General features: G+C 69.2%; 24 protein-coding genes, 3 pseudogenes and 1 riboswitch. Of the genes and pseudogenes, 16 read left to right on the top strand and 11 right to left on the bottom strand.

What is annotated here, in order from left to right; all coding sequences use genetic code 11:
- The 4 genes from ACFJI0_RS04295 to ACFJI0_RS04280 are packed head-to-tail and all read right to left on the bottom strand — an operon-like array spanning position 1 to position 4523.
- The gene (locus tag ACFJI0_RS04295) at positions 1–993 is read right to left on the bottom strand and encodes a tripartite tricarboxylate transporter substrate-binding protein (protein WP_382323557.1); all 993 of its coding nucleotides are present in this window, start codon (positions 991–993) and stop codon (positions 1–3) included.
- Between the two features lie 44 nt (positions 994–1037).
- Entirely contained in the window at positions 1038–2144 is a 1107-nt protein-coding gene (locus tag ACFJI0_RS04290) for a porin (protein ID WP_382323556.1), read from the bottom strand.
- Between the two features lie 34 nt (positions 2145–2178).
- Entirely contained in the window at positions 2179–3186 is a 1008-nt protein-coding gene (locus ACFJI0_RS04285) for a PDR/VanB family oxidoreductase (RefSeq protein WP_382323555.1), read from the bottom strand.
- Positions 3183–4523, bottom strand: coding sequence for a Rieske 2Fe-2S domain-containing protein (locus tag ACFJI0_RS04280; protein ID WP_382323554.1), 1341 nt, complete (start codon positions 4521–4523; stop codon positions 3183–3185). Before ACFJI0_RS04280 ends, ACFJI0_RS04285 begins: the two co-directional genes overlap by 4 nt.
- A gap of 113 nt (positions 4524–4636) precedes the next feature.
- On the opposite strand from ACFJI0_RS04280, the pseudogene ACFJI0_RS04275 reads away from it, so the two are divergent.
- The 3 genes and pseudogenes from ACFJI0_RS04275 to ACFJI0_RS04265 all read left to right on the top strand — a co-directional run.
- Positions 4637–5044: pseudogene (locus ACFJI0_RS04275) on the top strand (LysR family transcriptional regulator); the annotation flags it as partial.
- A 64-nt stretch (positions 5045–5108) separates the two neighbouring features.
- Positions 5109–5609 (top strand): LysR substrate-binding domain-containing protein, encoded by a 501-nt coding sequence (locus ACFJI0_RS04270; RefSeq protein WP_382323553.1) that lies wholly within the window; start codon positions 5109–5111, stop codon positions 5607–5609.
- A 618-nt stretch (positions 5610–6227) separates the two neighbouring features.
- On the top strand, positions 6228–7685 hold the full coding sequence (locus ACFJI0_RS04265) for a spermidine synthase (RefSeq protein ID WP_382323552.1): 1458 nt from the start codon (positions 6228–6230) through the stop codon (positions 7683–7685).
- Between the two features lie 49 nt (positions 7686–7734).
- Here the strand turns inward: ACFJI0_RS04265 and ACFJI0_RS04260 are convergent, their stop codons facing one another.
- Positions 7735–8286 (bottom strand): glycine zipper 2TM domain-containing protein, encoded by a 552-nt coding sequence (locus ACFJI0_RS04260; protein WP_382323551.1) that lies wholly within the window; start codon positions 8284–8286, stop codon positions 7735–7737.
- A 93-nt stretch (positions 8287–8379) separates the two neighbouring features.
- Positions 8380–8494, top strand: a riboswitch (TPP riboswitch).
- A 117-nt stretch (positions 8495–8611) separates the two neighbouring features.
- On the opposite strand from ACFJI0_RS04260, the gene thiC reads away from it, so the two are divergent.
- From thiC to ACFJI0_RS04235, 5 genes and pseudogenes are all read left to right on the top strand, one after another.
- Entirely contained in the window at positions 8612–10480 is a 1869-nt protein-coding gene (thiC, locus tag ACFJI0_RS04255) for a phosphomethylpyrimidine synthase ThiC (protein WP_382323550.1), read from the top strand.
- A gap of 10 nt (positions 10481–10490) precedes the next feature.
- A pseudogene (locus tag ACFJI0_RS04250) lies at positions 10491–10718 on the top strand (DUF1653 domain-containing protein); the annotation flags it as partial.
- A gap of 15 nt (positions 10719–10733) precedes the next feature.
- Positions 10734–10946, top strand: coding sequence for an oxidoreductase-like domain-containing protein (locus ACFJI0_RS04245; protein ID WP_382325503.1), 213 nt, complete (start codon positions 10734–10736; stop codon positions 10944–10946).
- A gap of 126 nt (positions 10947–11072) precedes the next feature.
- Positions 11073–12134: a 3-oxoacyl-ACP synthase III family protein gene (locus tag ACFJI0_RS04240; protein WP_382323549.1), complete on the top strand. Its 1062-nt coding sequence runs from the start codon at positions 11073–11075 to the stop codon at positions 12132–12134.
- Complete coding sequence (locus ACFJI0_RS04235; protein ID WP_382160577.1) at positions 12127–12396, top strand: acyl carrier protein; 270 nt, start codon at positions 12127–12129, stop codon at positions 12394–12396. The genes ACFJI0_RS04240 and ACFJI0_RS04235 overlap by 8 nt, the downstream gene beginning before the upstream one ends.
- Here the strand turns inward: ACFJI0_RS04235 and ACFJI0_RS04230 are convergent.
- A complete protein-coding gene (locus ACFJI0_RS04230; protein WP_382323548.1) occupies positions 12362–12985 on the bottom strand; it encodes a hypothetical protein in 624 nt (207 codons plus the stop codon). The genes ACFJI0_RS04235 and ACFJI0_RS04230 overlap by 35 nt on opposite strands.
- Between ACFJI0_RS04230 and ACFJI0_RS04225 the strand changes: the two genes are divergently transcribed.
- Genes ACFJI0_RS04225 through nadE form a run of 5 tightly spaced genes read left to right on the top strand, consistent with a single transcriptional unit; the run spans position 12978 to position 18304 of the window.
- Positions 12978–13535 (top strand): hypothetical protein, encoded by a 558-nt coding sequence (locus tag ACFJI0_RS04225; protein WP_382323547.1) that lies wholly within the window; start codon positions 12978–12980, stop codon positions 13533–13535. The two genes, ACFJI0_RS04230 and ACFJI0_RS04225, sit on opposite strands and share 8 nt — an antisense overlap.
- Before the next feature lie 30 nt (positions 13536–13565).
- Positions 13566–15506, top strand: coding sequence for an asparagine synthase (glutamine-hydrolyzing) (gene asnB / locus ACFJI0_RS04220; RefSeq protein ID WP_382323546.1), 1941 nt, complete (start codon positions 13566–13568; stop codon positions 15504–15506).
- Positions 15503–17032 carry a class I adenylate-forming enzyme family protein gene (locus tag ACFJI0_RS04215; protein ID WP_382323545.1) on the top strand — a complete coding sequence of 510 codons (1530 nt, stop codon included), beginning with the start codon at positions 15503–15505 and terminating at the stop codon, positions 17030–17032. Before asnB ends, ACFJI0_RS04215 begins: the two co-directional genes overlap by 4 nt.
- A gap of 43 nt (positions 17033–17075) precedes the next feature.
- A complete protein-coding gene (locus ACFJI0_RS04210) occupies positions 17076–17333 on the top strand; it encodes an acyl carrier protein (RefSeq protein WP_382160587.1) in 258 nt (85 codons plus the stop codon).
- Positions 17333–18304, top strand: a complete 972-nt coding sequence (gene nadE / locus ACFJI0_RS04205) for an NAD(+) synthase (RefSeq protein WP_382323544.1) — start codon at positions 17333–17335, stop codon at positions 18302–18304. Before ACFJI0_RS04210 ends, nadE begins: the two co-directional genes overlap by 1 nt.
- A gap of 28 nt (positions 18305–18332) precedes the next feature.
- Here nadE and ACFJI0_RS04200 read toward each other — a convergent pair whose 3' ends face one another.
- From ACFJI0_RS04200 to ACFJI0_RS04190, 3 genes and pseudogenes are all read right to left on the bottom strand, one after another.
- Positions 18333–18917, bottom strand: coding sequence for a DUF3304 domain-containing protein (locus ACFJI0_RS04200; protein ID WP_382323543.1), 585 nt, complete (start codon positions 18915–18917; stop codon positions 18333–18335).
- Between the two features lie 13 nt (positions 18918–18930).
- Entirely contained in the window at positions 18931–19842 is a 912-nt protein-coding gene (locus ACFJI0_RS04195) for a contractile injection system protein, VgrG/Pvc8 family (protein WP_382323542.1), read from the bottom strand.
- A gap of 282 nt (positions 19843–20124) precedes the next feature.
- Positions 20125–21219 (bottom strand): annotated as a pseudogene (locus tag ACFJI0_RS04190) (PA0069 family radical SAM protein).
- A 55-nt stretch (positions 21220–21274) separates the two neighbouring features.
- On the opposite strand from ACFJI0_RS04190, the gene ACFJI0_RS04185 reads away from it, so the two are divergent.
- The 3 genes from ACFJI0_RS04185 to ACFJI0_RS04175 are packed head-to-tail and all read left to right on the top strand — an operon-like array spanning position 21275 to position 23459.
- Complete coding sequence (locus ACFJI0_RS04185) at positions 21275–22243, top strand: ABC transporter ATP-binding protein (protein WP_382323541.1); 969 nt, start codon at positions 21275–21277, stop codon at positions 22241–22243.
- Positions 22244–22245: 2 nt separating this feature from the next.
- On the top strand, positions 22246–23007 hold the full coding sequence (locus ACFJI0_RS04180) for an ABC transporter permease (RefSeq protein ID WP_291116570.1): 762 nt from the start codon (positions 22246–22248) through the stop codon (positions 23005–23007).
- Positions 23008–23021: 14 nt separating this feature from the next.
- Positions 23022–23459, top strand: a complete 438-nt coding sequence (locus ACFJI0_RS04175; RefSeq protein WP_382323540.1) for a VOC family protein — start codon at positions 23022–23024, stop codon at positions 23457–23459.
- Positions 23460–23469: 10 nt separating this feature from the next.
- Here the strand turns inward: ACFJI0_RS04175 and ACFJI0_RS04170 are convergent, their stop codons facing one another.
- The gene (locus ACFJI0_RS04170; protein WP_382323539.1) at positions 23470–24117 is read right to left on the bottom strand and encodes a hypothetical protein; all 648 of its coding nucleotides are present in this window, start codon (positions 24115–24117) and stop codon (positions 23470–23472) included.
- A 59-nt stretch (positions 24118–24176) separates the two neighbouring features.
- Positions 24177–25067 carry a LysR substrate-binding domain-containing protein gene (locus ACFJI0_RS04165; RefSeq protein ID WP_382323538.1) on the bottom strand — a complete coding sequence of 297 codons (891 nt, stop codon included), beginning with the start codon at positions 25065–25067 and terminating at the stop codon, positions 24177–24179.
- Between the last annotated feature and the right edge of the window lie 52 nt (positions 25068–25119).

Raw genomic sequence — 25119 nt, 5'->3', positions numbered from 1 at the left:
TCACTCGTCCAGCCGGAACCCGAAGGTGCGCGAGACCTCGCGCCAGCCCGCGAGCTCGCTGCGGATCTTCGTGGCCAGCGCGGCGCCGTCCAGCTCGGCGGGCACCAGCGCCAGCCTGGCGAAGCTCTCCTTCACGGCCGGCGTGCGCAAGGCGGCGCGCACGACGGTGGACATGCGGTCGATGTGCGGCGCCGGGGTGCCGGGCCTGGCGAACATGCCGATCCATTCGGAACCCAGCACCTCGGGCATGCCTTGCTCCAGGAAGGTGGGCACCTCCGGCACGAAGCCGCTGCGCTCGCGCGCCGTCACCCCCAGCACGCGCAGCTTGCCCCCGCTCAGGTGCGGCAGCATGTCGGTGATGGGGTTGATGACCGCGGGGATCTGGCGACCCAGCAGGTCGGCGATGGCCGGCGCCGAGCCCCGGTAGGGCACGTGCTGCAACGGGAGGCCCGACGACTTCTGCAGCAGGTAGGTCAGGAAATGGGTGATGTTGCCCGCGGCCGGCGAACCCACGTTCAGGGCCGTGGGGTTGGCCCTGAGCCAGGCCACGAAGGCCTTCACATCGCCGACCTGCGCGGGCACGGCCGGCCCCACCGCGAGCGCCAGCGGCACGGTGGCGATCTGGGCCACCGGCACCAGGTCCTTGACCGGGTCGTAGCTGAGCCGGGTGTACACGTGGGGGTAGATGACGATCATCGACCCCGGCGTCACCAGCCACTGGCTGCCATCGGCCGGGCCGTGGCGCAGGGTGTCGATGGCGATGCGCCCGCCGGCACCGGCCTTGTTCTCCACCACCGCGGTGTCGGCGGCCACGCCGCGGACGAACTCGGCGATGCGCCGGGCCACCACGTCGATCGCGCCGCCCGCGGGAAAGCCCGCCAGCAGCTTCACGACGCCGGGCAGCCGGTCCGAGGCCCGCGCGTGGTGGACAGGAAGGGTGGTCGCGGCAAGGCCCGCGATGAAGCGCCGTCGGTTGGTGTGCATCTCGTTCATGGGGATCTTCTCGTTCGGGGTTCGATGAAAACGTGCCGTGGGTTTCAGAAGCTGTGGCGCATGCCCAGCATGAAACCGGTCTGACCGCGCCCGGCCAGCGGCGCGGCGCTGGACAGCTCGCCCGCGGAAATCGAATAGGCCGCCAGGCGGTCGTTGGACACCCGGCCCAACAGCGCATAGGCCGAGGTGCGCCGGCTCAGCGCATAGTTCCCGCGCAGCACGAGCATGCGGGCGTTCGCGTCGGGTCGCTCGTCGCGCAGCTGCAGCACCTGCGCGTCCACGCTCCAGGCGCCGGACAGGGGCACGTTGGTGCCGACGAACACGAGGTCGGTGGACAGCGGAGTCGGCGAGGCCCGCAGCCGGCGCTGGATCCAGCCGGCGCCGATCTTCGCGCTGCCCAGCTTCGCGTAGCCGGTGAGGAGGGTGCGGCGGTCCAGGTTGCCGGCGGCCGGCAGCGTGCCGGGAGGCTGCCCGAAGAAATTGCCCGCGGCGCCCCCCTTCTGCAGGTCGTGCGCCAGCGCCACACCCCAGCGGGGTGCGTCGTACTTCACCATGGCCGACCAGGCGCGGCACTCGCGCACCGTGTTCTCGCCCGCGCAGTTGGCCGGCGCCAGGGCATCGCGCCCCAGCGAATAGGTGGCACCGACCGTGAGCGCGCCGAAGCTGCCCCGGTAGGCGATCGCGTTGTCGGTGCGGGCGTTGGGCAGGTAAGGGTCCAGCGCGGCCGAGCCGAACACCGCCGGGCCCACCACGTCGGCATCGAGCATCGAATAGAAGCTCATGGTCCAGTGGCGCCCCAGGGTCAGCGTGCCCCAGGGCGCGGAGAGGCCCACGAAGGCCTGGCGGCCGAAAGCCCGCCCGCCCTGCAGGGCCGTGCCGTTGTCCACGCCGAAGCCGGACTCAAGCGTGAACACCGCCTTGAGGCCGCCGCCCAGTTCCTCGTTGCCGCGCAGCCCCCAGCGCGAGGGCAGCTGCCCACCGCTGAGCGAGGGCATGCGGGTCACGCTGGCGCCGGACGCACCCACGTTGTTGAGGTGCTCCACGCCGGTGTCGAGCACCCCGTAGAGCTGCACGCCGCCGGGCGTGGGTGTTTGCGCGTGGGCGCTGGTCAGCGCGCCCAGCAGGGCCGCCAGGGTGAGGCTGGTTTTCATGGGGTGTCTCCTCGTTGTGGGGAAAGGGTTGGACTCAGAGGTCCAGGGTGAGAAACGGGCCGCGCGCGCGCGAGACGCACAGCGCGATGCAGTCGCCTTGCGCTTTTTCGGTGTCGGTCAGGAAGCCGTCGCGGTGGTCGACCTCGCCCTCCAGCACGGGGGTGACGCAGGTGCCGCAGATGCCTTGTTCGCACGCGGTCTCGACGGCCACGCCCTGCTCGCGCAGCGCGTCCACGATGGTCATGTGCGCCGGCACGGTCACCGTGCGGGCACCGCGCGCGAGGCGGACCTCGAACGCGCTGTCGGTGGCCTCCGAGGCGGTGGTGGGCGCGGCGAAATGCTCCAGGTGCACCTGGCCGAGCGGCCAGTGGCGCGCCGCCACCGCGAGCACCGTGTCCATGAAACCGGCCGGTCCGCAAAGGTAGAGGTGGGCGCCCGCAGGCGGCCTGGACAGCGCGCGTTCCAGCTGCTCGCGCACCGCCTCGGGTGGCAGGCCGCACCAGAGCCGGCAGTGGGCCGAAAAAGGATCGGACGCCAGCAGCTCCCGGTAGGCCGCGTGCTCCGCGGCGCGCACGAAATGCAGCAGCTCGAACGGCTTGCCACCGGCCTGCAGGTGGCGCGCCATGCTCAACAGCGGCGTGATGCCGATGCCGCCGGCGACCAGCACGCTGTGCGCCGCGTCCGTCAGCAGCGGGAAGTGGTTGCGGGGCGTCCCGATGTCGAGCACGGTGCCGATGGCCACGGCCTCGTGCAGGAAGCGCGAACCGCCCCGCGAGGCGGCCTCGAGCTTGACCGCCACCGTGTAGCTCGCGCGGTCGCCGCCATCGCCACACAGCGAGTACTGGCGCACCAGGCCGGGCCGCAGGTGCAGGTCGATGTGCGCACCGGGCGTGTAAGCCGGCAGTTCACCGCCGTCGAGCGCCTCGAGCGTGAGCTCGCGCACGTCCAGCGCCACGCGCCGGGCCGAGCGCACGCGCACGCGGATGGTCTCCAGCCCCTGGCGAGCCGGTGCCTGCCGCTCGGCCACGATGAGCGCGCTCATGCCGCCGCACCGGCGTGCGAACCGGCGGTCTGGGGCGCGAACAGCGTGGCATCGGCCGCGTAGCGGGCGCAATACGCCTCCTTGGGCATCGCGTTCGGCAGCTCGCCGGTGACCACCACCATGTCCCGGAAGTCGTTCTCCTGCGCCTGCCGCACCACGCCGCGGGGGTCGCCTCCGGCCTGCACGGTGTCCACGGCTTCGTCGAGCATGCGGCGCGCGCGCACGATGGCGATGTCGGACGACGACAGGTGCTCGTCCCTTTGCTGGTGGACAACGCCCTGCGACTGGGTGATCGCAATGTCGTGCACCGAGAAGCACTGGCCCAGGCCCAGGTACTCCTCGCGCTTCATCGCCTCCCGGTTCTGCGCGTACAGGCCGTCCTTGCGCCGCCACATGCGGTCGCCCTCCTCCTTCTCCGCCTGGTACTGCTTTTCCAGCGCCGCCGTGTCCAGCGACCCACTGCGGTGGAAGATGAACTCCCAGCGCCAATGGCGCTCGTCGTCGATCGGCACGTCCCACAGCATGGTGAGGCCCCCTTCACCGAGGTAACCCTCGAAGCCGCCCACCGCGCAGGCGTTGGGCATCACGAAGTTGGTGATGCGCAGGGAGCAGCGGTCCGTGCCTTCGATCTGCCGGCGCGTGTACAGGCGAACACCAAAGCGCGTGTCCTCGATCGACAGCTCGGGGCGCGCCTGGTTGGCGAACACGCCCCAGCGCGCCTTCATCTGCTCGTCCGCCAGCTCCAGCTGGTGCAGGTACGAGGTGTGGACCGGGTCGATGTTGCCTTCGCTGGCCTGCAGCCAGTTGCACTCCCCGAGCCAGCGCGTGGTGTAGCAATGCGCCGCGCCGCCCTGCAGCGCCGGGTAGTTCGGGAACAGCGGCGGCTCTCCGGGCCCCATGTAGGCCCAGAACGCGCCCGCGGCCTGGTGCAGCGGATAGGACTTCATCTGGATGCGGTGCCTGGCCGTGGCCGAGGCCTCCGCGGGCTGATCCAGGCAACGGCCCGCCACATCGAACAACCAGCCGTGATACGGGCAGCGGATGCCCCCGTCCTCGATGCGACCCAGCGCGAGGTCGGTGCAGCGGTGCGCGCACTTGCGGTCGATCAGGCCCACGCGGTCCTGGTCGTCGCGAAAGAGCACGAGGTCTTCGCCCAGGATGCGGATCGGTTGCGGCGGCGCGCCGGCCGGCAGGGACGCCACCAGCGCCACCGGCTGCCAGTAGCGGCGCAGCAACTCGCCGGCGGGTGTGCCGGCGTTGGTCTGGGTGAGGTACTGGTGGCGGTCGGCACCCCGGGGTCTGGCGTGGAGGGTGATGGGCTTCGCGAGCTCGTTCATGGCGGTCAACTCCTGAAATCAGATACAAGTATTTCTGCTAACAGAGTTAATCTAGTTCTATGTCTCGCGCGTTTGAATGGTAGATTCACCGAAACCGGACATCACTTTTTTTCATGGCTCGCATGGACGTCAAACAACTCCAGAATTTCTGCAAGGTGGCCGAGGTGGGCAGCCTCACGGCGGCGGCCCACGGTCTGGGCCTGACCCAGGCCGCGCTCAGCCGGCAGCTCGCGATGCTGGAAGCCGAACTCCAGGTGGCGCTGTTTCGCCGCACCGGCCGGGGCCTGGACCTCACGCCCGCGGGGCGGCGGCTGCTGGAGCAGGCCCACCTGGTGCTGCAGCAGATGGCGCAGATTCCGCGCGTGGTGCGGGGCGACGGCAAGGCGGCCCGCCTGAGCCTGGCCGTGGGCCTGCCGCCCAGCCTGGCGCGCACCATCGTGGTCCCGCTGGTGGAAGCCTTTCAGAACGACATCCCCGAAGTCGCGATGCGCTCGGTGGACGGCCTCTCGGCCAACCTGATGGACCTGGTCGCGGCGGGCAAGCTGGATTGCGCGGTGGTCTACAACACCGCCCCCCACCGACAAGGTGCTGCTCACACCGATCGCCGAGGAAGACCTGTACCTCGTGACGGCCCAGGCCATGGCCGGCGGCACCGAGCCCGGCAGCTCGGTCCCGCTGGCCGACATCGCTCGCCTGCCCCTGATCACCGCGGGCGAGGGCAATGCCATCCACGTCACGCTCTCGGCCGCGCTGGCCCGGCTGGGCAAGACCGCCCAGGTCGTGCACGAGATCGCCAACCTCACGGCCATCCTGGACCTGGTGCGCAACGGCCATGGCTGCTCGGTCATCCCGCTCAGCGGCGTGCACTCCTGCATCGGCGACAAGACCGTGCGCCTGCACCGCATCCGGCGCCCCGCGCTGCGCTGCTCGCTGTTCATGGCGGTGCCCGCCCGCTCCGACGACCCCCTCACCGTGAGCGAACTGGACCTGCTGCGCAAGGTCGTGGTGCGTCAGCTGCGGCAGTTCGACGACGAGGTCGAGGCCTTCATCGCCGAAGGCCGGCGGCGGCATCCAGCGGCGTCCTGAGCGGTCCGTTCGGAGGCACAGCGGCCATACTCCGGCATCGCGTCGCTCAGGACCCCTCACCATGCCTCTGTTCGCAGCCACGGTTTTCCTGTCCGCTTTCCTGCTGTTCCAGATCCAGCCCATCGTGGCCAAGATGATCCTGCCGTGGTTCGGTGGATCGTCCTCGGTCTGGACGCTGTGCATGGTGTTCTTCCAGGTGGAGCTGCTGCTGGGGTACGCCTATGTGCACCTGGTGCACGAGAAGCTCAGCGCGCGGCGCCAGCCCTGGGTGCACGGCGCGCTGCTGTTGCTCAGCCTGGCCACCCTGCCGGTGGTGGCCGATCCGTCCTGGAAGCTCGACGCCCAGGCGCACCCGACCTGGAGCGTGCTCGCCGTATTCGCCGACCACCGTGGGCGTGCCCTACCTGCTGCTGTCCACCACCGGCCCGCTGATGCAGGCCTGGTACGCACGCGCCTTCGTGGCCCGGGGCGTGCAGCCCTACCGCCTGTACGCGCTGTCCAACCTGGCGTCCATGCTGGCGCTGCTGTCCTACCCGGTGCTGGTCGAGCCGGTGCTGGCGGTGAAGCCACAGGCCTGGGTGTGGTCGGCCGGCTACGCGCTGTTCGTGCTGGTCTGCGTTGCGCACGGCGGGCTACACGGTGCGGCGCCAGAACGGCGCCACGGCCCACACCGCCCAGCTCGAAGACGCGCCCCGCCCCAGCTGGCGCGAGTGCCTGCTGTGGGTGGGCCTGGCGGCCACCGCCTCCATGCTCTTGCTGGCCATCACGCGCCACCTCACGCAGGACGTGGCGCCCGTGCCCTTCCTCTGGGTGCTGCCGCTGGCGCTGTACCTGCTGAGCTTCATCCTGTGTTTCGACGCGCCGCGCTACTACGTGCGCCCGCTTTTCCTGGGCGCCCTGCCGCTGGCCTTCGTCGCGCTGGACTTCGCGATGAACGAAGGCCTGGACGTGCCGGTGCTGGTGGCCCTGCTGTGCGCGGCGGTGTTCGTGTTCTGCATGGTCTGCCACGGCGAGCTGGTGCGCCGGCGCCCGCCGCTGCGCCACCTCACGCTGTTCTACCTGATGCTCTCGGTGGGCGGCGCACTGGGCGGCCTGTTCGTGGGCCTGGTGGCACCAGCGGTCTTCAACGCCTACTTCGAACTGCCGCTGGGCCTGTTCCTGTGCGCGCTGCTGACGGTGCGGGTGCTCTGGCCCGGGCTGCGCGCACGCTGGCGCGCCGCCCTGCTGCTGGCGCTGCTGCTCTATGGCGCGCGCCTGGCCAGCATCTCGCTGGACTACGTGCAGGGCTACACCGAGGTGGTGCGCAACTTCTACAGCCAGACGCGCATCGAGCAGAGCGTGGACAAGGACGGCCTGGGCCCGGTCCGCAAGATGGTGCACGGCAGCATCACGCACGGCGAGCAGTACCTCAACCACCCGAAGCGCGCCACCGCCTATTACTGCGAGCGCACCGGCATCGGCCGCGCGCTGTTGAGCCTGCCCTCCGACCGACCGCGCAAACTCGGCGTGGTGGGCCTGGGCGCGGGCACGCTCGCGGTGTACGGCCGGGCGGGCGACGAGATGCGCCTGTACGAGATCAACGACCAGGTGCTGGACCTGGCGCGGCGGCATTTCACGTTTCTCTCGGACAGCGCCGCGCGCACCGTGCCGGTGCTGGGCGATGGCCGCCTGATGCTGGAGCGCGAGGCCCCGCAGGCCTTCGACCTGCTGGCCATGGACGCGTTTTCAGGCGACTCGATTCCCACCCACCTGCTCACGCTCGAAGCCTTTGACGCCTACCAGCGCCACCTGCGGCCGGACGGGCTGCTCGCGGTGCACATCACCAACACCTACCTGGACCTGCGCCCGGTGATGGCCTCGGCCGCGTTGCACATGGGCAAGGTGGCGCTGCTGCTGGAATTGCCGTCGGGCCATGGCGACCCGTTCTGCCGGCGCTCCTCGTGGGTGGTGTTCGTCAACCCGGCGCAGGCGGCGAACCTGCCGCCCGCCTTGCGGGATGCTCAGGTGCTGACACCGCGCCCGGGCTTCCGGCCGTGGACGGACACCTTCTCCAACCTGTTCGACATCCTGATCTGAGGGCCCGCTCGGCGCCGTTGCACTTTCTTGCAACTGCGCCGCGCCGGCTTCACGACTTCGCGTCGGGCGGTGGTGTGGTCACCACCTGGCCGTCCTTCACCGGCAGCGTCGCGCCGGGCTTGAACGAGGTGCGCACCGTGCCGTCCTTGCCATCCAGGCGGTAGGTCACCTGGTAGCCGCTGAGCTTCTGCGTCTTTTCGTTGACCGTCTTGCAGCGCCGCTCCACCGAAGCGACCGTGTCTTTCTGCTGCATGTTCTTCTGCACCTGGTTGCCGGCGTAGCCGCCAGCCGCGGCACCGGCCACGGTCGCCAGCGTCTTGCCGCTGCCGCCACCAATCGTGCTGCCCAGCAGGCCGCCGGCCACGCCGCCGATCACCGAGCCGGCGATGCGGTGCTGGTCCTTCACGGGCGCCTGCCGCTGCACCGTCACGTCCTCGCAATGCTCGCGCGGCGTGACCACCGTGGCCATGACTTCCTTCACCTCGACCACCTCGGCGACTTTGGGTTTCATGAGCGTCTGGTAGCCGGTGACGCCGCTGGCGCCGATGACGACCGTGGCGAGCCCGCCGACGACCAGGCCCTTCATCATTGATTTGTCCATGTTTGCATCCTGCCTTTCTGTGGAATCCATCTTGCGCGGCAATCTATCGCTGTTCTGTCGTGTTCTTGTGACAAAGCGTGTCCGCGTACACTCTGCCCTGCTCCGGGGTGCACGGACTCGAAAGGGTCCGGCGCTGAGACGGCTTGACGGCCGAACCCGTGAACTTGATCCGGTTAGTACCGGCGAAAGAAGAGCGCATGCCCCACGGCGGCATGCGGGCGTGGCCCTTCCCCCGGCGGAAGGGCGGCGCCCGCGCACGCGGTCACTGGGGCGGTCCTCCGGAGCATTCATCCATGCCCATCCACCGGAACCGGAGACCGCCACCATGAATGCCCCCGACAAGATCCCCACCGCCTCGCTCGCGCTCAGCCGCGAACCCTTTCCCGCCTCCCGCAAGATCCACGTGCCCGGCCAGCTGCCCGGCGTGAGCGTGCCCATGCGCGAGATCGCGCTCACCAACGGCGAGCGCGTCGTGGTGTACGACACCTCGGGCCCTTACTCGGAACCGACGGCCGCGATCGACGTGACGCGCGGCCTGCCCGAGGTGCGCGGCGCGTGGATTGCCGCGCGCGGCGACACCGAAACCTACGAGGGCCGCGCGCGCCAGGCGCTGGACGATGGTGTGAAACACGAAGCGCGCGATGCCGAGCGCATCGAGGCCTTGCGCGCCTCCGCGATCGGCCTGCAGCGCACGCCGCGCCGCGCGCGCACCGGCTCGAACGTGACGCAGATGCACTACGCGCGCCGCGGCATCGTCACGCCCGAGATGGAGTACGTGGCCGTGCGCGAGAACGGCAAGCGCGAATGGATGGCCGAGTACCTGGGCGACGCGGCGCGCGAGGCGCGCCTGCGCGGCAACCCCATGGGCGCGCGCATCCCCGAGATCATCACGCCCGAGTTCGTGCGCGACGAGGTGGCGCGCGGCCGCGCCATCATCCCGGCCAACATCAACCACCCCGAGGTGGAGCCGATGGCGATCGGCCGCAACTTCCTGGTCAAGGTCAACGCCAACATCGGCAACTCGGCCGTCACCTCCAGCATCGAGGAAGAAGTGGACAAGCTGGTGTGGGCGATCCGCTGGGGTGCGGACAACGTGATGGACCTCTCCACCGGCCGCAACATCCACACCACGCGCGACTGGATCGTGCGCAACTCGCCCGTGCCCATCGGCACCGTGCCGATCTACCAGGCGCTGGAGAAGGTGGGCGGCGTGGCCGAGGACCTGAGCTGGGAGATCTACCGCGACACGCTGATCGAGCAGGCCGAACAGGGCGTGGACTACTTCACCATCCACGCCGGCGTGCGCCTGCCCTTCATCCACCTCACCGCGAACCGGCGCACCGGCATCGTCTCGCGCGGCGGCTCCATCATGGCCAAGTGGTGCATCACGCACCACCAGGAGAGCTTTCTCTACACGCACTTCGACGAGATCTGCGAGATCATGAAGGCCTACGACGTGAGCTTCTCGCTCGGCGACGGCCTGCGCCCCGGCAGCGCCGCCGACGCCAACGACGAAGCCCAGTTCGCCGAATTGAAAACCCTGGGCGAGCTCACGCAGACCGCGTGGAAGCACGACGTGCAGACCATGATCGAAGGGCCGGGCCACGTGCCGATGCACCTGATCCAGGCCAACATGGACGAGCAGCTCAAGCACTGCCACGAGGCGCCGTTCTACACCCTGGGCCCGCTCACCATCGACATCGCGCCCGGCTACGACCACATCGCCTCGGCCATCGGCGCGGCCATGATCGGCTGGATGGGCACGGCCATGCTCTGCTACGTCACGCCCAAGGAGCACCTGGGCCTGCCCGACCGCGACGACGTGAAGCAGGGCCTGATCGCCTACAAGATCGCCGCGCACGCGGCCGACATCGCCAAAGGCCACCCCGGCGCCCGCGCGCGCGACGACGCCATGAGCAAGGCGCGCTTCGAGTTCCGCTGGCACGACCAGTTCAACCTCGGCCTGGACCCGGACACCGCGCGCGACTTCCACGACGAGACCCTGCCCAAGGACAGCAGCAAGGAAGCCCACTTCTGCAGCATGTGCGGGCCGAAGTTCTGTTCCATGAAGATCACGCAGGACGTGCGCGACTACGCCGAACAGGGCATGGCCGGCAAGTCGGCCGAGTTCAAGGCCGCGGGCGGCGAGTTCTACGTGCCGGTGCCGTCGATCCCGATCAAGGCCGGCGCCTAAACTCCCCGCCATGACCGACGACGACCTGCCCCCGCTGAACCCCACGCCACCTGGCCTCTACCGCCACTACAAGGGCGGCTGGTACGAGGTGCTGGACACCGTGCGCTGCAGCGAAACCCTGCAGGGCATGACCCTGTACCGCGCGCTCTACGGCGGCTGGGGCCTGTGGGTGCGGCCGGCGGCCATGTTCGCGGAGGTGGGCACGTTCGAGGGGCGCGAGCAAGCGCGCTTCACGCGGCACGACCCGGCCGGCGTGCCGCTGGCCGACCTGCCCACCGCGCAGGCGCTCGTCGCCCACCTGCGCGGCCTGGCGCAGCGCCGGGGCATGGACCTGGACAGCGCCCTGCGCCCGCCACCACCCGAGCCCGCCACCTGCTGCGGGCGGGGTTGCAACGGCTGCGTCTGGGAAGGCTTCTACACCGCCCTGCACCACTGGCGGGAGGACGCGCTGGCCCGCCTTTTGTGACATTTGACCGGCCCCGGGCCCGGGCGGCGCCTCGGCCCGGGGCCCTTCCGTATACTGGCCGGGGTACAAAACCAGCGCCCCGCCTCAGCGCCCAGGGGACGCGACCGAATCAAAGAGGGAAGTCGAGTGAGTCAATCGAACATCGGCGGTTTCCGCATCGCAGGCATCAGCACGTGCCTGCCTCCGATGGTCGTGGACAACCTCGACCCGGCCCTGGGCTTCCCGCCGGAGGACGTGCGCAAGGTCGTGGCGATGGCCGGCGTGCGCGAACGCCGCGTGGTGGACCCGTCCATCACCTCGGCCGACCTGTGCCACCGCGCCGCCACGCGGCTGATGGAGCGCCTGGGCTGGGCGCCCGAGAGCGTGAGCGCGCTGATCTTCGTCACCCAGACGCCCGACCACTTCCTGCCCTCCACCAGCTGCCTGCTGCAGCAGCGCCTGGGCCTGCCCGACACCTGCGCCGCGTTCGACGTCGGCCTGGGCTGCTCCGGCTATCCCTATGGCCTGTACATCGCGGCCGCGATGCTGCGCGCCGGGGGCCACCAGCGCGTGCTGATGCTGCACGGCGAAACGCCCAGCCGCTTCGTGAGCCCCGAAGACCAGGCCACCGTGCTGCTGTTCAGCGACGCCGGCTCGGCCACCGCGCTGGAGCTCGACGACACGCCCGGGGCCGGCGGTCAGTTCGTGCTGCACACCGATGGCAGCGGCGCCAACGGGCTGATCCTGCGCGGCGGCGCCTTCCGCGACCGCGAGCCGACCAACCCGCGCCACCACTTCCTGGAAATGGACGGCGCGGCCATCTTCAACTTCACCATCAAGCGCGTGCCCCCGCTGATCGCCGAGACGCTGGCCTTCGCGGGCAAGACCGTGGCCGACGTCGACGCCTTCGTGTTCCACCAGTCCAACCGCTTCATCATGAAACACCTGATGAAGAAGAGCGGACTGCCGGACGACCGGGTGCCGATGTCCATCGAGGACAGCGGCAACTGCGGCGGCCCCTCGGTGGCCGTGGCCATGACGCGCCGGCTCACCCCGCCCGCGCCGGGGCAGCGGCTGCACTGGATGCTGCTGGGCTATGGCGTCGGACTGTCATGGGGATCGGCCATGATCCAGATCGACGACCGCGCCGTGCTGCTGCACGACGACGGTGAAGGCCTGTCATTGAATCGAGGTGCCACCGATGAGTGAGAAATCCAAGACCCAGGTGTCCGTGAGCGATGCCCTCGCCATGCTCGCCGAGTGTTTCAACCTGCCCGTGGAAGACATGCACGCCGACCTGCAACGCGACGCCATCGACGACTGGGATTCCATGGGCGCGCTCATGCTCATGGCCGAACTCGACGAGCGCTTCGGCATCGAGCTCACGGCCGAGGTGTCGCGCGAGATGACCCGCATCGGCGATGTGCTGGCCTTCCTCAAGGTGCACGGGGTGCTGAGTGAAAACGCCTGATGTGCGGCGCTCCGTGGCGCCCGCGCCCCGCCTGCCCGAGCACGAGAAGCTCGGCCGGCTGGTGGCGCGCAGCCTGGGGCTGGACGCCACGGCGCTGCAGCTCGGCCTGAACCCGGCCCTGCTCGCCGACCTGCCCGAGGTCATCGCACTGCGCCGCGAGCACCTCAACGGCGGCTGGGACGACGACACCTACCTGCGCTGGCGCTACCGGCTCGGGCGCGCCAGCGGCGGCTTTGGCGACCTGTGGTGCCTGCGCGCCAAGGGCCGGCTGCTGGCCATCATCGGCGTGGAGGAACTGCGCGTCGAGCACGACGGCCAGCTGCACGCGGGCGCCCAGGTGATGGACCTGCTGGTGCGCCCCGAGACGCAGGAGTCGGGCCTGGGCATCTGGCTCAACCAGGCCATGCTCGCGCGGTACGACTTCACCCTCGCGGTGGGCGCCAACCAGAACTCGGCCGGCATCGTGCGCCGCATGTTCGAGCCGCTGCCCTCGCGCCTGACCTTCACCCACCCGCTGGACCTCGCGCCCTTCGTGCGCCGCCGCTGGCCGGCGGTGGCCGGCCTGCCCCTGGCCATGCGCGTTGCGCAACGGCGGCCTGGCCCTGCGCCGGCTCGCGCTGCGCCGCCACCGGCCGCGCGGCCTCACGCTGGAAAACACCACCCAGCTCGACCCGGCACTGGCCGTGCCCGACACCCTCGATCCGGCCAGCGTGCACCTGCGCCGCGACAGCAGCTACCTGCAGCAGCGGCTGCTGGGCAACCCCCGGCGTTCGCTCGTGGTGCGCGTGGCGCGCCGCGAAGGCAAGGTGGTGGGCCTGATCGCCTGGGCGATGGAAACCGACGACAAGGGCCGGCCCGAGCTGCACGTGATCGACTGGCACCACGACAACGACGCCACCCTGATGGGCCTGCTGCACGACGCGGTGCGCGAAGCCGCCGCCCGGCGCTGCAGCTGCGTGCGGCTGAACCTGCAGGACAGCGCCACGCAACGCGTGGCCGCGCGCGCCGGCTTCCTGCCCTCGCGCGACGACGAAGGCCGCCTGTGCGGCGTGCAGTCGCGCGACCCGGCCCTGGCCAGGCGCCTGGCCAAGGCCCGCTGGGGCCTGACCGACGCGAGCGACGACAGCGATGCGCTCTGACCCGCCACACCGCGCTGCGAGGGCCTGAACATGTGCGGCATCGCAGGCCTCTTCAGCCCCCGGCGCCCGCCCGCGCGGGCCGAGCTGGACGCCATGATCGGCACGCTGGGCCACCGCGGCCCGGACGGACGGGGCACCTGGGTCGATGGCCCGATCGGCCTGGCCCATGCGCGGCTGGCCATCATCGACCCTGAAGGCGGCGCCCAGCCCATGGGCAGCGCGGACGGCCGCGTGCAGCTGGTCTTCAACGGTGAGATCTTCAACTACATCGAGCTGCGCGAAGAGCTGCGCCAGGCCGGCCACCGCTTCGCCACCGACTCCGACACCGAGGTGCTGCTGCACGCCTATCAGGCCTGGGGCGATGCCTTTCTCTCGCGCCTGAACGGGCAGTTCGCCCTCGGCCTGTGGGACGGCCCGCGCCAGCGCCTGCTGCTGGCGCGCGACGGCGTGGGCATCCGCCCGCTGTTCTGGACGCGCGTGGGCCCGCGGCTGGCCTTCGCCTCCGAAGCCAAGGCCCTGTTCGCGCTGCCTGAGGTGCCGCGCGGGCTGGACCCCGCCGGCCTGGCCGCCAGCTTCGGCTGGTGGGCGCCGCTCGCGCCGCGCTCGGCCTTCGAAGGCATCCACTGCCTGCCGCCCGGCCACTGCCTGGTGGTGGACGCGCAGGGCGAAACGCTCACGCGCTGGTGGGACTGGGACTTCCCCGTCACCGACCCCTTCGCGCCGGTGGACGAAGACGCGCTGGCCGACGAACTGCACGCCCTGCTGGTGGACGCGGTGCGCCTGCAGCTGCGCGCCGATGTGCCGGTGGGCGCCTACCTCAGCGGCGGGCTGGACTCGTCCATCCTCACCACCATCATCCGCCGCCACACCGACACACCGCTGCGCAGCTTCTCGCTCACCTTCGACGACGCCGAGTTCGACGAAAGCGAGCACCAGCAGGCCATGGTGCGGCACCTGAACACGCAGCACTCGTCCATCGGCTGCGGCCGGCACCACATCGCCGCCGAATTCGCGCGCACCGTGTGGCACGCCGAGACCCCGCTGGTGCGCACCGCCCCCACGCCCATGCTGCGCCTGGCCGACAGCGTGCGCGCCGCCGGCTACAAGGTGGTGCTCACCGGCGAAGGGGCCGACGAGGTCTTCGGCGGCTACGACCTGTTCAAGGAAGCGAAGATCCGCCGCTTCGTCGCGCAACTGCCCGACTCGCCGCGCCGCGCCCGCGTGGTCGAGCGGCTCTACCCCTGGCTCGCGCGCTCGCCCGGCGGCTCCAACGCGATGTCGCAACGCTTCTTCACCGACAGCACCGTGCCCGGCGACGACGCGGTCTTCGCGCACCAGACCCGCCTGTCCACCACGCGGCGCGCCTGGGCCTTCTTCACGCCCGAACAGCAGCAGGCCCTGGCGCGGCACGACCCGGCCGCCCAGCTGCGCGCGCGCCTGCCGGACGGCTTCGGCCAGTGGCTGCCCATGGCGCGCGACCAGTACGTGGAAGCGCACACCCTCATGAGCGGCTACCTGCTCGCCGCGCAGGGCGACCGCATGGCCATGGCCGCGTCGATCGAAGGGCGCTACCCCTTCCTCGACCCGCGCGTGATCGCCTTCGCCAGCCGCCTGCCGCCGCGCCTGAAGATGCGCGGCCTGAGCGAGAAGCTGCTGCTGCGCGAGGCCTTCGCGCACGAGCTGCCGCCGCAGATCGGCCGCCGCACCAAGCAGCCCTACCGCTCACCCGACAGCGCCAGCTTCTTCGAGGCCGGTAAACCCCTGCCCTGGGTGGCCGAGCTGCTGAGCGAGGCCAGCGTGCGCGACGCCGGCCTGTTCGACGCGCCCGCCGTCGCGCGCCTGAGCGCCAAGTGCGCGGCCGGCCGCGCCATCGGCTTCGCCGACAACATGGCCTTCGTGGGCGTGCTCTCCACCATGCTGCTGCACGGGCAGTTCGTGCGGCCCGCCACCCCCGCGCTGGAGCTGGCATGAGCGCACTCGCCTTCCTGCCCGGCCCCTTCGTGCACAGCGCCTTCGATGCGCGCTGCCTCGAAGTGCCCGACAAGACCGCCGTGATCGTCGCCGACCGCGACGTCAGTTACCGCGAACTCAACGAGCGCGTGAACGGCGTCGCCAACGCGCTGCACGCCGCCGGCATCGGCGCGGGCGACCGCGTGGTGCTGCTGCTCGACAGCGGCGTGGACTACGTGGCCGGCCTGCACGCGGTCTGGCGCCTGGGCGCCGTGGTGGTGCCGCTGGGGCCGCAGACCAAGGCCGCCAAGCTCGCCCACGTGCTGGCCGACACCGGCGCGCGCGCCCTGCTCACCCAGGCCTCGCTGGCCACGGCGTGGGCAGCGGCCTTGGCCGACACGCCCCAGGCACCCCTGGTGTGGGCCCAGGGCGACACGAACGCCCAGCCCTGGCCGCAGCCCACCACCACGGCCACCACCCATGCCGGGCCCGGCAATCCAGGCGACCTCGCCGCGCTCATCTACACCTCTGGCACCACCGGCGTGCCCAAGGGCGTGATGCTCAGCCACGCCAACATGCTCGCGGCCTGGCGCGCGGTGCAGGCCTACCTGCACCTGGCGCACGACGACGTGATCGGCCTGGCCCTGCCGCCCACCTTCAGCTACGGCCTGTACCACGTGCTCATGGGCCTGGGCATCGGCGCCACGCTGGTGCTGGAGAACACCGCCGCCTTCCCCATGCGCTTGCTGCAGCGGCTCGCCGCGCAGCGCGTCACCGTGTTCCCCGGCGTGCCCACGCTATGGGCCAGCCTGCTCGCGCTGGACCTGAGCGCGCACAACCTGAGCGCGCTGCGCCTCATCACCAACGCCGCCGCCGCCCTGCCCGCCGCGCACACCGCGCAGCTGCGCGAGCGCCTGCCGCACGCGAGGCTGCTGCTGATGTACGGCCTCACCGAATGCATGCGCGCGAGCTACCTGCCGCACGAGGAAGTGGACACCCGGCCCGAGAGCGTGGGGCGCGGCATCCCGCACCAGGAACACTGGCTGGAAGACGAGAGCGGCCAGCGCCTGCCCCATGGCAGCACCGGCGAACTGGTGGTCTGCGGCGCGCACGTGAGCGCGGGCTACTGGAACGCGCCCGCCGGCCAGCCCAGCCGCCTCTCGCCCGGCCCGCTCCCAGGCGAGAACACCCTGCGCACCGGCGACGTCTTCCGCAGCGATGCCGACGGCTGGCTCTACTGCGTGGGCCGCACCGACGACATGTTCAAGTCGCGCGGCGAGAAGGTCTACCCGCTGGAGGTGGAACACGCCATCTGCGAGCTGCCCGGCGTGCGCGAAGCCGCGGTCACCAGCACGCCCGACGAGCGCCTGGGCCTGGCCGTGAAAGCCTTCGTGCGCCTGCGCGAGGGCGCGACGCTGAGCGAACGCGAGATCATCCGCCACTGCCTGGCCCGGCTGGAGAGCTGGATGGCGCCCAAGACCGTGGCCTTCGTCGACGAGCTGCCGCTCACCGAATCGGGCAAGCTGCGGCGGCGCGACCTGGCCTGATGTTTTCTTCTTTCAACTTGCAACCCCCAACGGAACCCCATCCATGAGCACCATCAAAGCCGACGTGCGGCGCTACATCGAAGAGAACTTCCTGCTCGGCGCAGGCGCCGTCTCGCCCGGCGACGACGACTCCTTCCTGGAACACCAGGTGCTGGACTCCACCGGTTTCCTGGAGCTGGTGGCGCACCTGGAAGAGACCTACGGCTTCAAGATCGGCGACGACGAGATGGTGCCGGAGAACCTCGATTCGCTGAACGCCATCGAGGCCTTCGTGCAGCGCAAACAGCAAGGGGCGGCCTGATGAGCGCCGTGCCCCTGGGCCCCGAGTCCCTGGCGCTGGACTGCGAGGCCGAACTCCAGCGCATCTCGCAGTGGATTCCGCAGGTGCTCACGCAGAAGCTGCGCCGGCGCGGCCTGGTGGTGGCGATCAGCGGCGGCATCGACAGCTCGGTGTGCGCCGCGCTGTCGGTGCGCGCGCTGGGGGCGAAAAAGGTGTTCGGCCTGCTGCTGCCCGAGCGCGACTCCAGCGGCTTCAGCACCGAGCGCGGCCGCCAGCTGGCCGAGCACCTGGGCATCGAATACCAGGTGCACGACATCGCGCCCGCGCTCGAAGCCCTGGGCTGCTACCAGCAGCGCGACGAAGCCATCCGCCGCGTGGTGCCCGCGTACGGCGAAGGCTGGAAGAACAAGATCGTGATCGCCGGCGGTGTGGAAGGCGGCATCAACTTCTTCAAGCTCGTCGTGCAATCGCCCGGCGGTGAACAGCAAAGCGTGCGCCTGCCGCTGCGCGAGTATTTGCAGATCGTGGCCGCCACGAACTTCAAGCAGCGCGTGCGCAAGACCATGGACTACTACCACGCCGACCGGCTGAACTACGCCGTGGTGGGCACGCCCAACCGGCTGGAATACGACCAGGGCTTCTTCGTGAAGAACGGCGACGGCTCGGCCGACCTCAAACCCATCGCGCACCTCTACAAGACCCAGGTCTACGCCATGGCGCGCCACCTCGGCCTGCCCGACGCGATCTGCAACGCCGTGCCCACGACCGACACCTACACCCTGCCGCAAGGCCAGGACGAGTTCTACTTCGCGCTGCCCTATGCGCAGATGGACATCGCGCTGTGGGCGCTGGAACACGGCCGCTCGGCCGAAGAACTCGCGGTCGCGCTGAAGATGACACCGGCCCAGGCGCAGCGCGTGTACGACGACATCCGCGCCAAGCGCCGCGCCACGGAGTATCTGGCGGCGGCGCCGGAGTTGCTCCCGGGCTGAAAACCGACCAGCGCACGCGCCCGCACGTTCATTCGATCTCGGGAGGAGGAACGAGCAATTCCTCGGCGATGGGATGCAGAGGATGCCCGACGCCGTAATAGCCGCTCACAGCGACTCGCACATGGTCACCCGGGAAGAAATGCACGTACACCGACCCCACCCGGTCGTAGGGCAGGATGGTGGTGGTCTTCTCGTGCCTCGTGGGCTCGGCCGCGCCGGGGGCGTAGGTGTTCCAGCGCACCTTGACCTTGAGGCCCGGGCGCCATTTGAGAGGCACCGGATAACCCAGCGCCAGGACACCTCCGCAGCCGAAGGGGCCACCGACCATGCCCCGCGTGATCTGCCCGTGAGCAACCTCTTCCACTGCGAAGTTGGTCGCACCGTAGTCGCCATGGTTGAAGCAAGTCATGCTCACGCCGAGCACTTCCGTGGCCTCCAATCGCCGCTGAATGCGTTCTCTCTCCAGTTCTGCATAGAACTCCGGATCTTCCCGCTTCATCTTCTCCACGTACTCCCGCAAACCTCCGTCAACGCCTATACAACCCACGAGCGAGGCTGCGATGCAAAGAAATCCAAGCCCGTGCAACACGGCTTTCGTTCGAGAAGGCTTCATCACTCGGCCTCCTTTACTCGAACACCATGCGTGGAAGGAAGTAGCCGCCACCTTCTCGACGTCCATGCGTCAGCATTTGGAGGGCAAGCTTCTCGTTCCTGCTTTCATAGAGATCGGGAGCATCCTTATCACTCAGTACGGGGAACACACCACTCTCATCGACTACACGGTTCTCTTCCGGTTCGAAGACGCTTTTTCTTGCGTACCTGTCTTGCGCTTGCCACATCATTGATGCATAGGGGTAGCCCGTGTTTTGGATTTCGTTCCTATCGTCGATGCGCTTTTGAATAGCCTTTTTCAAAACCGCGTTCGTCTGACTCTTCTCCTCGTAGTTCTTCACGACCTTCGCCTCATACGCATTGAGCGGTTCACCCCTGACGAATTCGTAGTCGCTCTCGTTGTACTGCACCGTGTAGTCGCGCCGCGGGTAGCGCTCGATCAGGCGCTTGTCCGCCGCGAACGGGTACTCCCCCAGCACCGCCTCGATGATCTCCACCGGGCTCTGGTCCTGGAAGACCTTGCAGTCGGTGCTCAGCGTGGCCAGGTGCAGCCAGGGCCGAAGGGTGAACTCCACCAAGGCGTGGCGCCCGGACTCGCCGATGTACCGGGCTTCGGTGATCAGGCCCGAGATCTCCCGCACCCCTGCGCCCTGGTTGGCCCCGGCGCCCCCGGGCACCCCGGGCACGAAGCTGCCCTGGCCTTCGAGTTCGAGGCAGCAGGTCAGCTCTCGGCCGATGAAGCGGTTGAGGTCGAGATGATTCCCACCACCGCCTTCCGCGCTCTGCAGCACCAGCCGGTACTCGAACAGCGTGTTGAGGCCCTCCTCGCCTTCGAGCTTCAGGGGCTCCAGCAAGGGAACACCGTTCACCTCGGGAATCGCCGCGCTTCGGATCGTCAGCCCACGCCGGGGGGTCGATGGGGTCATGGCAGTCCTCCTGAATGTTCTCGTTGAGATGGCGACGCATGCTCGGCCACCCTCAACGATTCATCCAAGGTCGGACTTCACTGGATTGACGAATGACCCCAATGTGATCACCCCACCCAAACCGCAACCCATTCCGCCAACTCCGCAGTTCGATGATCGAATTCGTCGCTCCATACCGATGCGCGAATGGACACCCGCCGCGGGAAGCCCGGCAGAGGGTGCTGTGGTGTCGGAAGACCGCAACACTTCAGCGCCTCAAGCGCCGAAGCGCGCCGTGCCCCGCTAGAACAGCTCCTGCTGCGCCCGCAGCGCCTGCGGCTTGAACTGCGAGGTGTCCAGCGGCTCGCGCTCGGTGTTGAAACCCAGGCGCGCGCAGGTCTTGTTGAAGCGCTGGCGGATCAGGTCGGCCCAGATGCCGCTGCCGCGCATGCGCTGCGCGAAGTCCGCGTCGTAGTCCTTGCCGCCGCGCATTTCCTGCACGCGCGCCATCACGCGCAGGGCGCGGTCCGGGGTAGTGCAGGTCCAGCCACTGGCGGAACATCGGGCTCAGTTCCCAAGGCAGGCGCAGCACGGTGTAGAAGGCGCGGCGCGCGCCGGCGTCCCACGCGGCTTCGAGCACCTGCTCCATGTCGTCGGTGATGAAGGGGATCTGCGGCGCCACGCTCACGCCCACCGGAATGCCCGCGTCGGCCAGCGTGCGCAGGATGCGCAGGCGCCGGTGCGGCGCGGCCGCGCGCGGCTCCAGCGCACGGGCGAGCTTGCCGTCGAGCGAGGTGATGGTCACGTAGACCGCCGCCAGGCCTTGCGCGGCCAGGGGCGCGAGGATGTCGATGTCGCGCTCCACGCCGCTGCCCTTGGTGACGATGCCAGTGGGTGTTTCGCCTGCGCCAGCACCTCGAGCGCGGCCCGGGTGAGCCTGAGTTCGCGTTCGATGGGTTGGTAGGCGTCGGTCACGGTGCCGATGGCCAGCAGGCCGGGCACGTGGCGCGGGCTGGCGAGTTCGCGCCGCAGCACCTCCGCGAGGTTGCGCTTGGCGATGATCTTGGTCTCGAAGTCCAGCCCGGGCGAGAGGTTGAGGTAGCTGTGCGTGGGCCGCGCGTAGCAGTACACGCAGCCGTGCTCACAGCCTCGGTAGGGGTTGAGGCCGAGCATGAAGCCCACGTCGGGTGAGTCGTTCCTGGTGATCGCGCTCTTGCAGTTTTCCCAGGTCACCTGGGTGGCCGGGGGCGGCACCTCGCCCCGCGCGAGTGCGGCCTCGTCCAGCGCACCCCAGCCGTCGTCGAACGCCTGGCGCTCGTCGCGCAGGAAGCGGTGCGGCTGCTGGTGGCTGATGCCCCGGCCCTTGATGGCCTGAATCGGAATGTGGACGTTCGGCATGGGATGACCACTGTACACAAAAACAGTGCTAGAGTGTGGCGCTTCAGGAGGCTCCATGTCCCTTTCTTCCCAGGCGGTGAACACCGCCGACCCCATCGTGTCCGTGCGCGGCGTGAGCAAAACCTACGCGGGCGGTTTCCAGGCACTCAAGCGCGTCGATCTCGACATCCGCCGGGGCGAGATCTTCGCCCTGCTCGGCCCCAACGGCGCGGGCAAGACCACGCTCATCAGCATCGTCTGCGGCATCGCGAATGCGAGCGAGGGCGTGGTGATCGCCGACGGGCACGACACCGTGCGCGACTACCGCGCGGCGCGCGCCGCCATCGGTCTGGTGCCGCAGGAACTGCACACCGACGCCTTCGAATCCGTCTGGGCCACGGTGAGCTTCAGCCGGGGCCTGTTCGGCAAGGCGCCCGACCCGGTCTACATCGAGAAGGTGCTGCGCGATCTCTCGCTCTGGGACAAGAAGGACAACAAGATCCTCACGCTCTCGGGTGGCATGAAGCGGCGCGTGCTGATCGCCAAGGCACTGTCGCACGAGCCCAAGATCCTGTTTCTCGACGAGCCCAGCGCGGGCGTGGACGTGGAGCTGCGGCACGACATGTGGCGCATGGTGCGCGAGCTGCGCGACCGCGGCACCACCATCATCCTGACCACGCACTACATCGAGGAAGCCGAGGACATGGCCGACCGCATCGGCGTCATCAACCAGGGCGAACTCATCGTGGTGGAAGACAAGGACGTGCTCATGCGCAAGCTCGGCAAGAAGCAGCTCACCATCACACTGCAGCAACCGCTGGAGTGCGTGCCCGAGGCGCTCGCGCGCTGGCCGCTGGAGCTTTCCGGCGCCGGCCAGACGCTCACCTACACCTTCGACACCCAGAAAGACGAAACCGGCATCGCCGAACTGCTGCGCACGCTGCACGCGCAGGGCATCGACTTCAAGGACCTGCAGTCCAGCGAAAGCTCGCTCGAAGACATCTTCGTGAGCCTCGTCCACAAGAAACAGGAGGCCCGCGCATGAGCCTGAACATCCACGGCATCAAGGCCATCTACCGCTTCGAGATGGCGCGCACCTTCCGCACCATCACGCAAAGCATCCTCGCGCCGGTGCTCACCACCTCGCTGTATTTCATCGTTTTCGGCACCGCCATCGGCTCGCGCATGGGCGACATCGACGGCGTCACCTACGGCGCCTTCATCATCCCTGGCTTGGTCATGCTCTCGCTGCTGAGCGAGAGCATCTCCAACGCCTCGTTCGGCATCTACATGCCCAAGTGGTCCGGCACCATCTACGAGCTGCTGTCCGCGCCGGTGTCGTGGATCGAGGTGCTGCTGGGGTACGTGGGCGCGGCGGCCACCAAGTCCGTGATGCTGGGCCTGCTGATCCTGCTCACGGCGCGCGTGTTCGTGCCGTACCACATCGCGCACCCGGTGTGGATGCTCGGCTTCCTGCTGCTCACTGCCGTCACCTTCAGCCTGTTCGGTTTCATCATCGGCCTGTGGGCCGACAACTTCCAGAAGCTGCAGGTGATCCCGCTGCTGGTGGTGACGCCGCTGACCTTCCTGGGCGGCGCGTTCTACTCCATCAACATGCTGCCGCCGCTGTGGCAGACGGTCTCGCTGGTCAACCCGGTGGTCTACCTCATCAGCGGTTTCCGCTGGGCCTTCTACGGCGTGGCCGACGTGCACATCGCCGTGAGCACGGGCATGACGCTGGTGTTCATGGCGCTGTGCCTGGGTTTCATCTGGTGGGTGTTCCGCACCGGCTACAAGCTGCGCCGCTGAAGGGAGCCCTGGCCATGAAGCCCCGCATCACCGTCATCACCCTCGGCGTGGACGACCTCGAACGCGCGGTGGCTTTCTACCGCGACGGCCTGGGCCTGGCCACCAAGGGCATCATCGGCGCCGAGTTCGAGAACGGCGCCGTGGCCTTCTTCAATCTGCAAAACGGCCTGAAGCTCGCGCTGTGGCCGCGCCGCAGCCTGGCGGCCGACACCGGCCTGCCGCTGCTCTCGCCCACCGCGCAGGCGTCGAGCGCGCTGGAACTCTCGCTGGGCCACAACGTGGACTCGCGCGAGGCGGTGGACGCCGTGATGCGGCAGGCCACCGAAGCCGGCGCGCGCATCGTCAAGCCCGCGCAAGAGACCTTCTACGGCGGCTATGCCGGCCACTTCCAGGACCCGGACGGGCACCTGTGGGAAGTGGTGTTCAACCCGGGGCTGGCGGAGCTGGGTTGACCGGACCGCCTCAGGGAAAGGCGTTCTCGCGAAGGCCGAGAACGTCGGAATGGTTGGGATTGGCCGTCGTGGACACGTTGGCGTTGTGGGCCGATGTCCAGGCATCGATGGGGCTGGTGCGGGCCACTTGATTGTGGTGGCCGTTGACGGTCACCTGGTTGCTGTGGCCGATGACATTCACGGTGTTGTGGTCGCCACCGACGTTCACGTTGTTCTGGTCGCCGATGACGTTCACACCACGCGAAAGATCGATCGTGCTCAGTTCGCGCCACACGTCTTCACTGGTCAGGCGCAGCGCAATCAGCTTCTGAATCCGGTCGGTGTGGGAAAGGCAGCAGGAGCCCGTCGTCTGGTGCTCTCTGAGCGCCCTGGCATACAGATGGAGTGTTTGAACGGCGGCCCACTTGTTCTGCGACAGCGCGGCGTCCATGCTTTCGCGGATGGCGCTTTCATCGCCACTGTCGATGCCCTTGAACCAATGGCCCTTGAGCGGGCCCCTGCCCAGGTTGGCGACGTGGTTCAACTGGTCGAAGAACAGCTGGTGCACGGCCAGCGTGGACCGCTTGTCCATCCGCACGTCGTCGGCGCTGAGCGAGGAGTTGCTGGGCCAGCCGACGCTGCTGGAATGCACGAAAGAATCTTGGGAACGGTTGATCATGGGCCGCTAAGTGCCCCCATCGTCCGGAAAGTTCGGAAGCCGCCTCGGGGGACACCGGCTCAGGGCCGGTGCTTCATCAGCAGGCTGTGAAGCCCCTGCGCCGCCGAGGACAGCGCGCGGTCCGCGCGGCGCACCAGGAACACCTGCCGCTTCAGCCCGGCCGACTTGATCTGGCGCGCGCCCAGGCCGGGCTGCTCGAAGTGGAACAGCGTGAGCGAGGGCACGATGGTGATGCCCAGTCCCGCGCGCACCATGCCGGCCACGGTGCTGAGCTGCTCCAGCTCCATCACCGTGCGCATGCGGTGCGGGTAGATCGCGGCCTCGACGTACTGGCGCACGCTGCTGGAACGGGCCAGCTGCACCATCGGGAAGGCATGCAACTCGGCCAGGCGCACCGCGCCCGCACCGGCCGCGAGCGCGTGGCCTTCGGGAAACACCACATGGAAATCGTCCGAGCAGAAACGCTCGGTGTGCAGCTCGGCCGCGTCGGTGCGCGATGAGGCCAGGGCGAAGTCCGCCCGGCCGGCCCGCACCCGCTCCAGGCATTCGTCGGACAGCACGTCGGCCACGTCGAGTTCGATGCCGGGGTGGGCCTGGTGGAAGCGCGCGAGCAGGGGCGGCAACCAGCCGGCCGCGAGCGAGGGCAGGATGGCGATCGCCACCCGGCCCCGGCGCCGCGCCACGTGGTCGCGCACCCCTTCGATGGCGGTGTCGGCGTCCTTGAGCAGGCGCAACGCGGCGTCCAGAAAGGCCTCGCCCTCGGCGGTGAGTTCCACGTGGCGCGTGGTGCGCTCGAACAGGCGGCCACCCAGGTTGGCTTCCAGCGACTGGATGAGCGCGGAGAACGCGGGCTGGGACAGGTGGCACAGCGAGGCCGCGCGGGTGAAGTTGCGCTGCTCGGCCAGCGCCACGAAGGCGCGCAGTTCGCGGGTGGACAGATTGATCTGCATTTCAGATCAATATATCTGAAGTTTGAGTTTCACAGGATGAGTGCCCGGCGCC

Source organism: Hydrogenophaga sp. UC242_53 (assembly GCF_042696965.1).
In the GTDB taxonomy this organism is placed as follows: domain Bacteria; phylum Pseudomonadota; class Gammaproteobacteria; order Burkholderiales; family Burkholderiaceae_C; genus Hydrogenophaga.
Note: the sequence above shows the minus strand (reverse complement) of the source record. Positions and strands in the feature narration are given on the sequence as shown.

What these genes read in the sequence shown, in the direction of transcription:
- ACFJI0_RS04170 (WP_382323539.1), bottom strand. Translation starts at nt 24,117, where the DNA reads ATGATCAACCGTTCCCAAGATTCTTTCGTGCATTCCAGCAGCGTCGGC.
- ACFJI0_RS04295 (WP_382323557.1), bottom strand. Translation starts at nt 993, where the DNA reads ATGAACGAGATGCACACCAACCGACGGCGCTTCATCGCGGGCCTTGCC.
- ACFJI0_RS04260 (WP_382323551.1), bottom strand. Translation starts at nt 8,286, where the DNA reads ATGGACAAATCAATGATGAAGGGCCTGGTCGTCGGCGGGCTCGCCACG.
- ACFJI0_RS04210 (WP_382160587.1), top strand. Translation starts at nt 17,076, where the DNA reads ATGAGCACCATCAAAGCCGACGTGCGGCGCTACATCGAAGAGAACTTC.
- ACFJI0_RS04235 (WP_382160577.1), top strand. Translation starts at nt 12,127, where the DNA reads ATGAGTGAGAAATCCAAGACCCAGGTGTCCGTGAGCGATGCCCTCGCC.
- ACFJI0_RS04200 (WP_382323543.1), bottom strand. Translation starts at nt 18,917, where the DNA reads ATGAAGCCTTCTCGAACGAAAGCCGTGTTGCACGGGCTTGGATTTCTT.
- nadE (WP_382323544.1), top strand. Translation starts at nt 17,333, where the DNA reads ATGAGCGCCGTGCCCCTGGGCCCCGAGTCCCTGGCGCTGGACTGCGAG.
- ACFJI0_RS04175 (WP_382323540.1), top strand. Translation starts at nt 23,022, where the DNA reads ATGAAGCCCCGCATCACCGTCATCACCCTCGGCGTGGACGACCTCGAA.
- asnB (WP_382323546.1), top strand. Translation starts at nt 13,566, where the DNA reads ATGTGCGGCATCGCAGGCCTCTTCAGCCCCCGGCGCCCGCCCGCGCGG.
- thiC (WP_382323550.1), top strand. Translation starts at nt 8,612, where the DNA reads ATGAATGCCCCCGACAAGATCCCCACCGCCTCGCTCGCGCTCAGCCGC.
- ACFJI0_RS04280 (WP_382323554.1), bottom strand. Translation starts at nt 4,523, where the DNA reads ATGAACGAGCTCGCGAAGCCCATCACCCTCCACGCCAGACCCCGGGGT.
- ACFJI0_RS04195 (WP_382323542.1), bottom strand. Translation starts at nt 19,842, where the DNA reads ATGACCCCATCGACCCCCCGGCGTGGGCTGACGATCCGAAGCGCGGCG.
- ACFJI0_RS04165 (WP_382323538.1), bottom strand. Translation starts at nt 25,067, where the DNA reads ATGCAGATCAATCTGTCCACCCGCGAACTGCGCGCCTTCGTGGCGCTG.
- ACFJI0_RS04215 (WP_382323545.1), top strand. Translation starts at nt 15,503, where the DNA reads ATGAGCGCACTCGCCTTCCTGCCCGGCCCCTTCGTGCACAGCGCCTTC.
- ACFJI0_RS04185 (WP_382323541.1), top strand. Translation starts at nt 21,275, where the DNA reads ATGTCCCTTTCTTCCCAGGCGGTGAACACCGCCGACCCCATCGTGTCC.
- ACFJI0_RS04285 (WP_382323555.1), bottom strand. Translation starts at nt 3,186, where the DNA reads ATGAGCGCGCTCATCGTGGCCGAGCGGCAGGCACCGGCTCGCCAGGGG.
- ACFJI0_RS04290 (WP_382323556.1), bottom strand. Translation starts at nt 2,144, where the DNA reads ATGAAAACCAGCCTCACCCTGGCGGCCCTGCTGGGCGCGCTGACCAGC.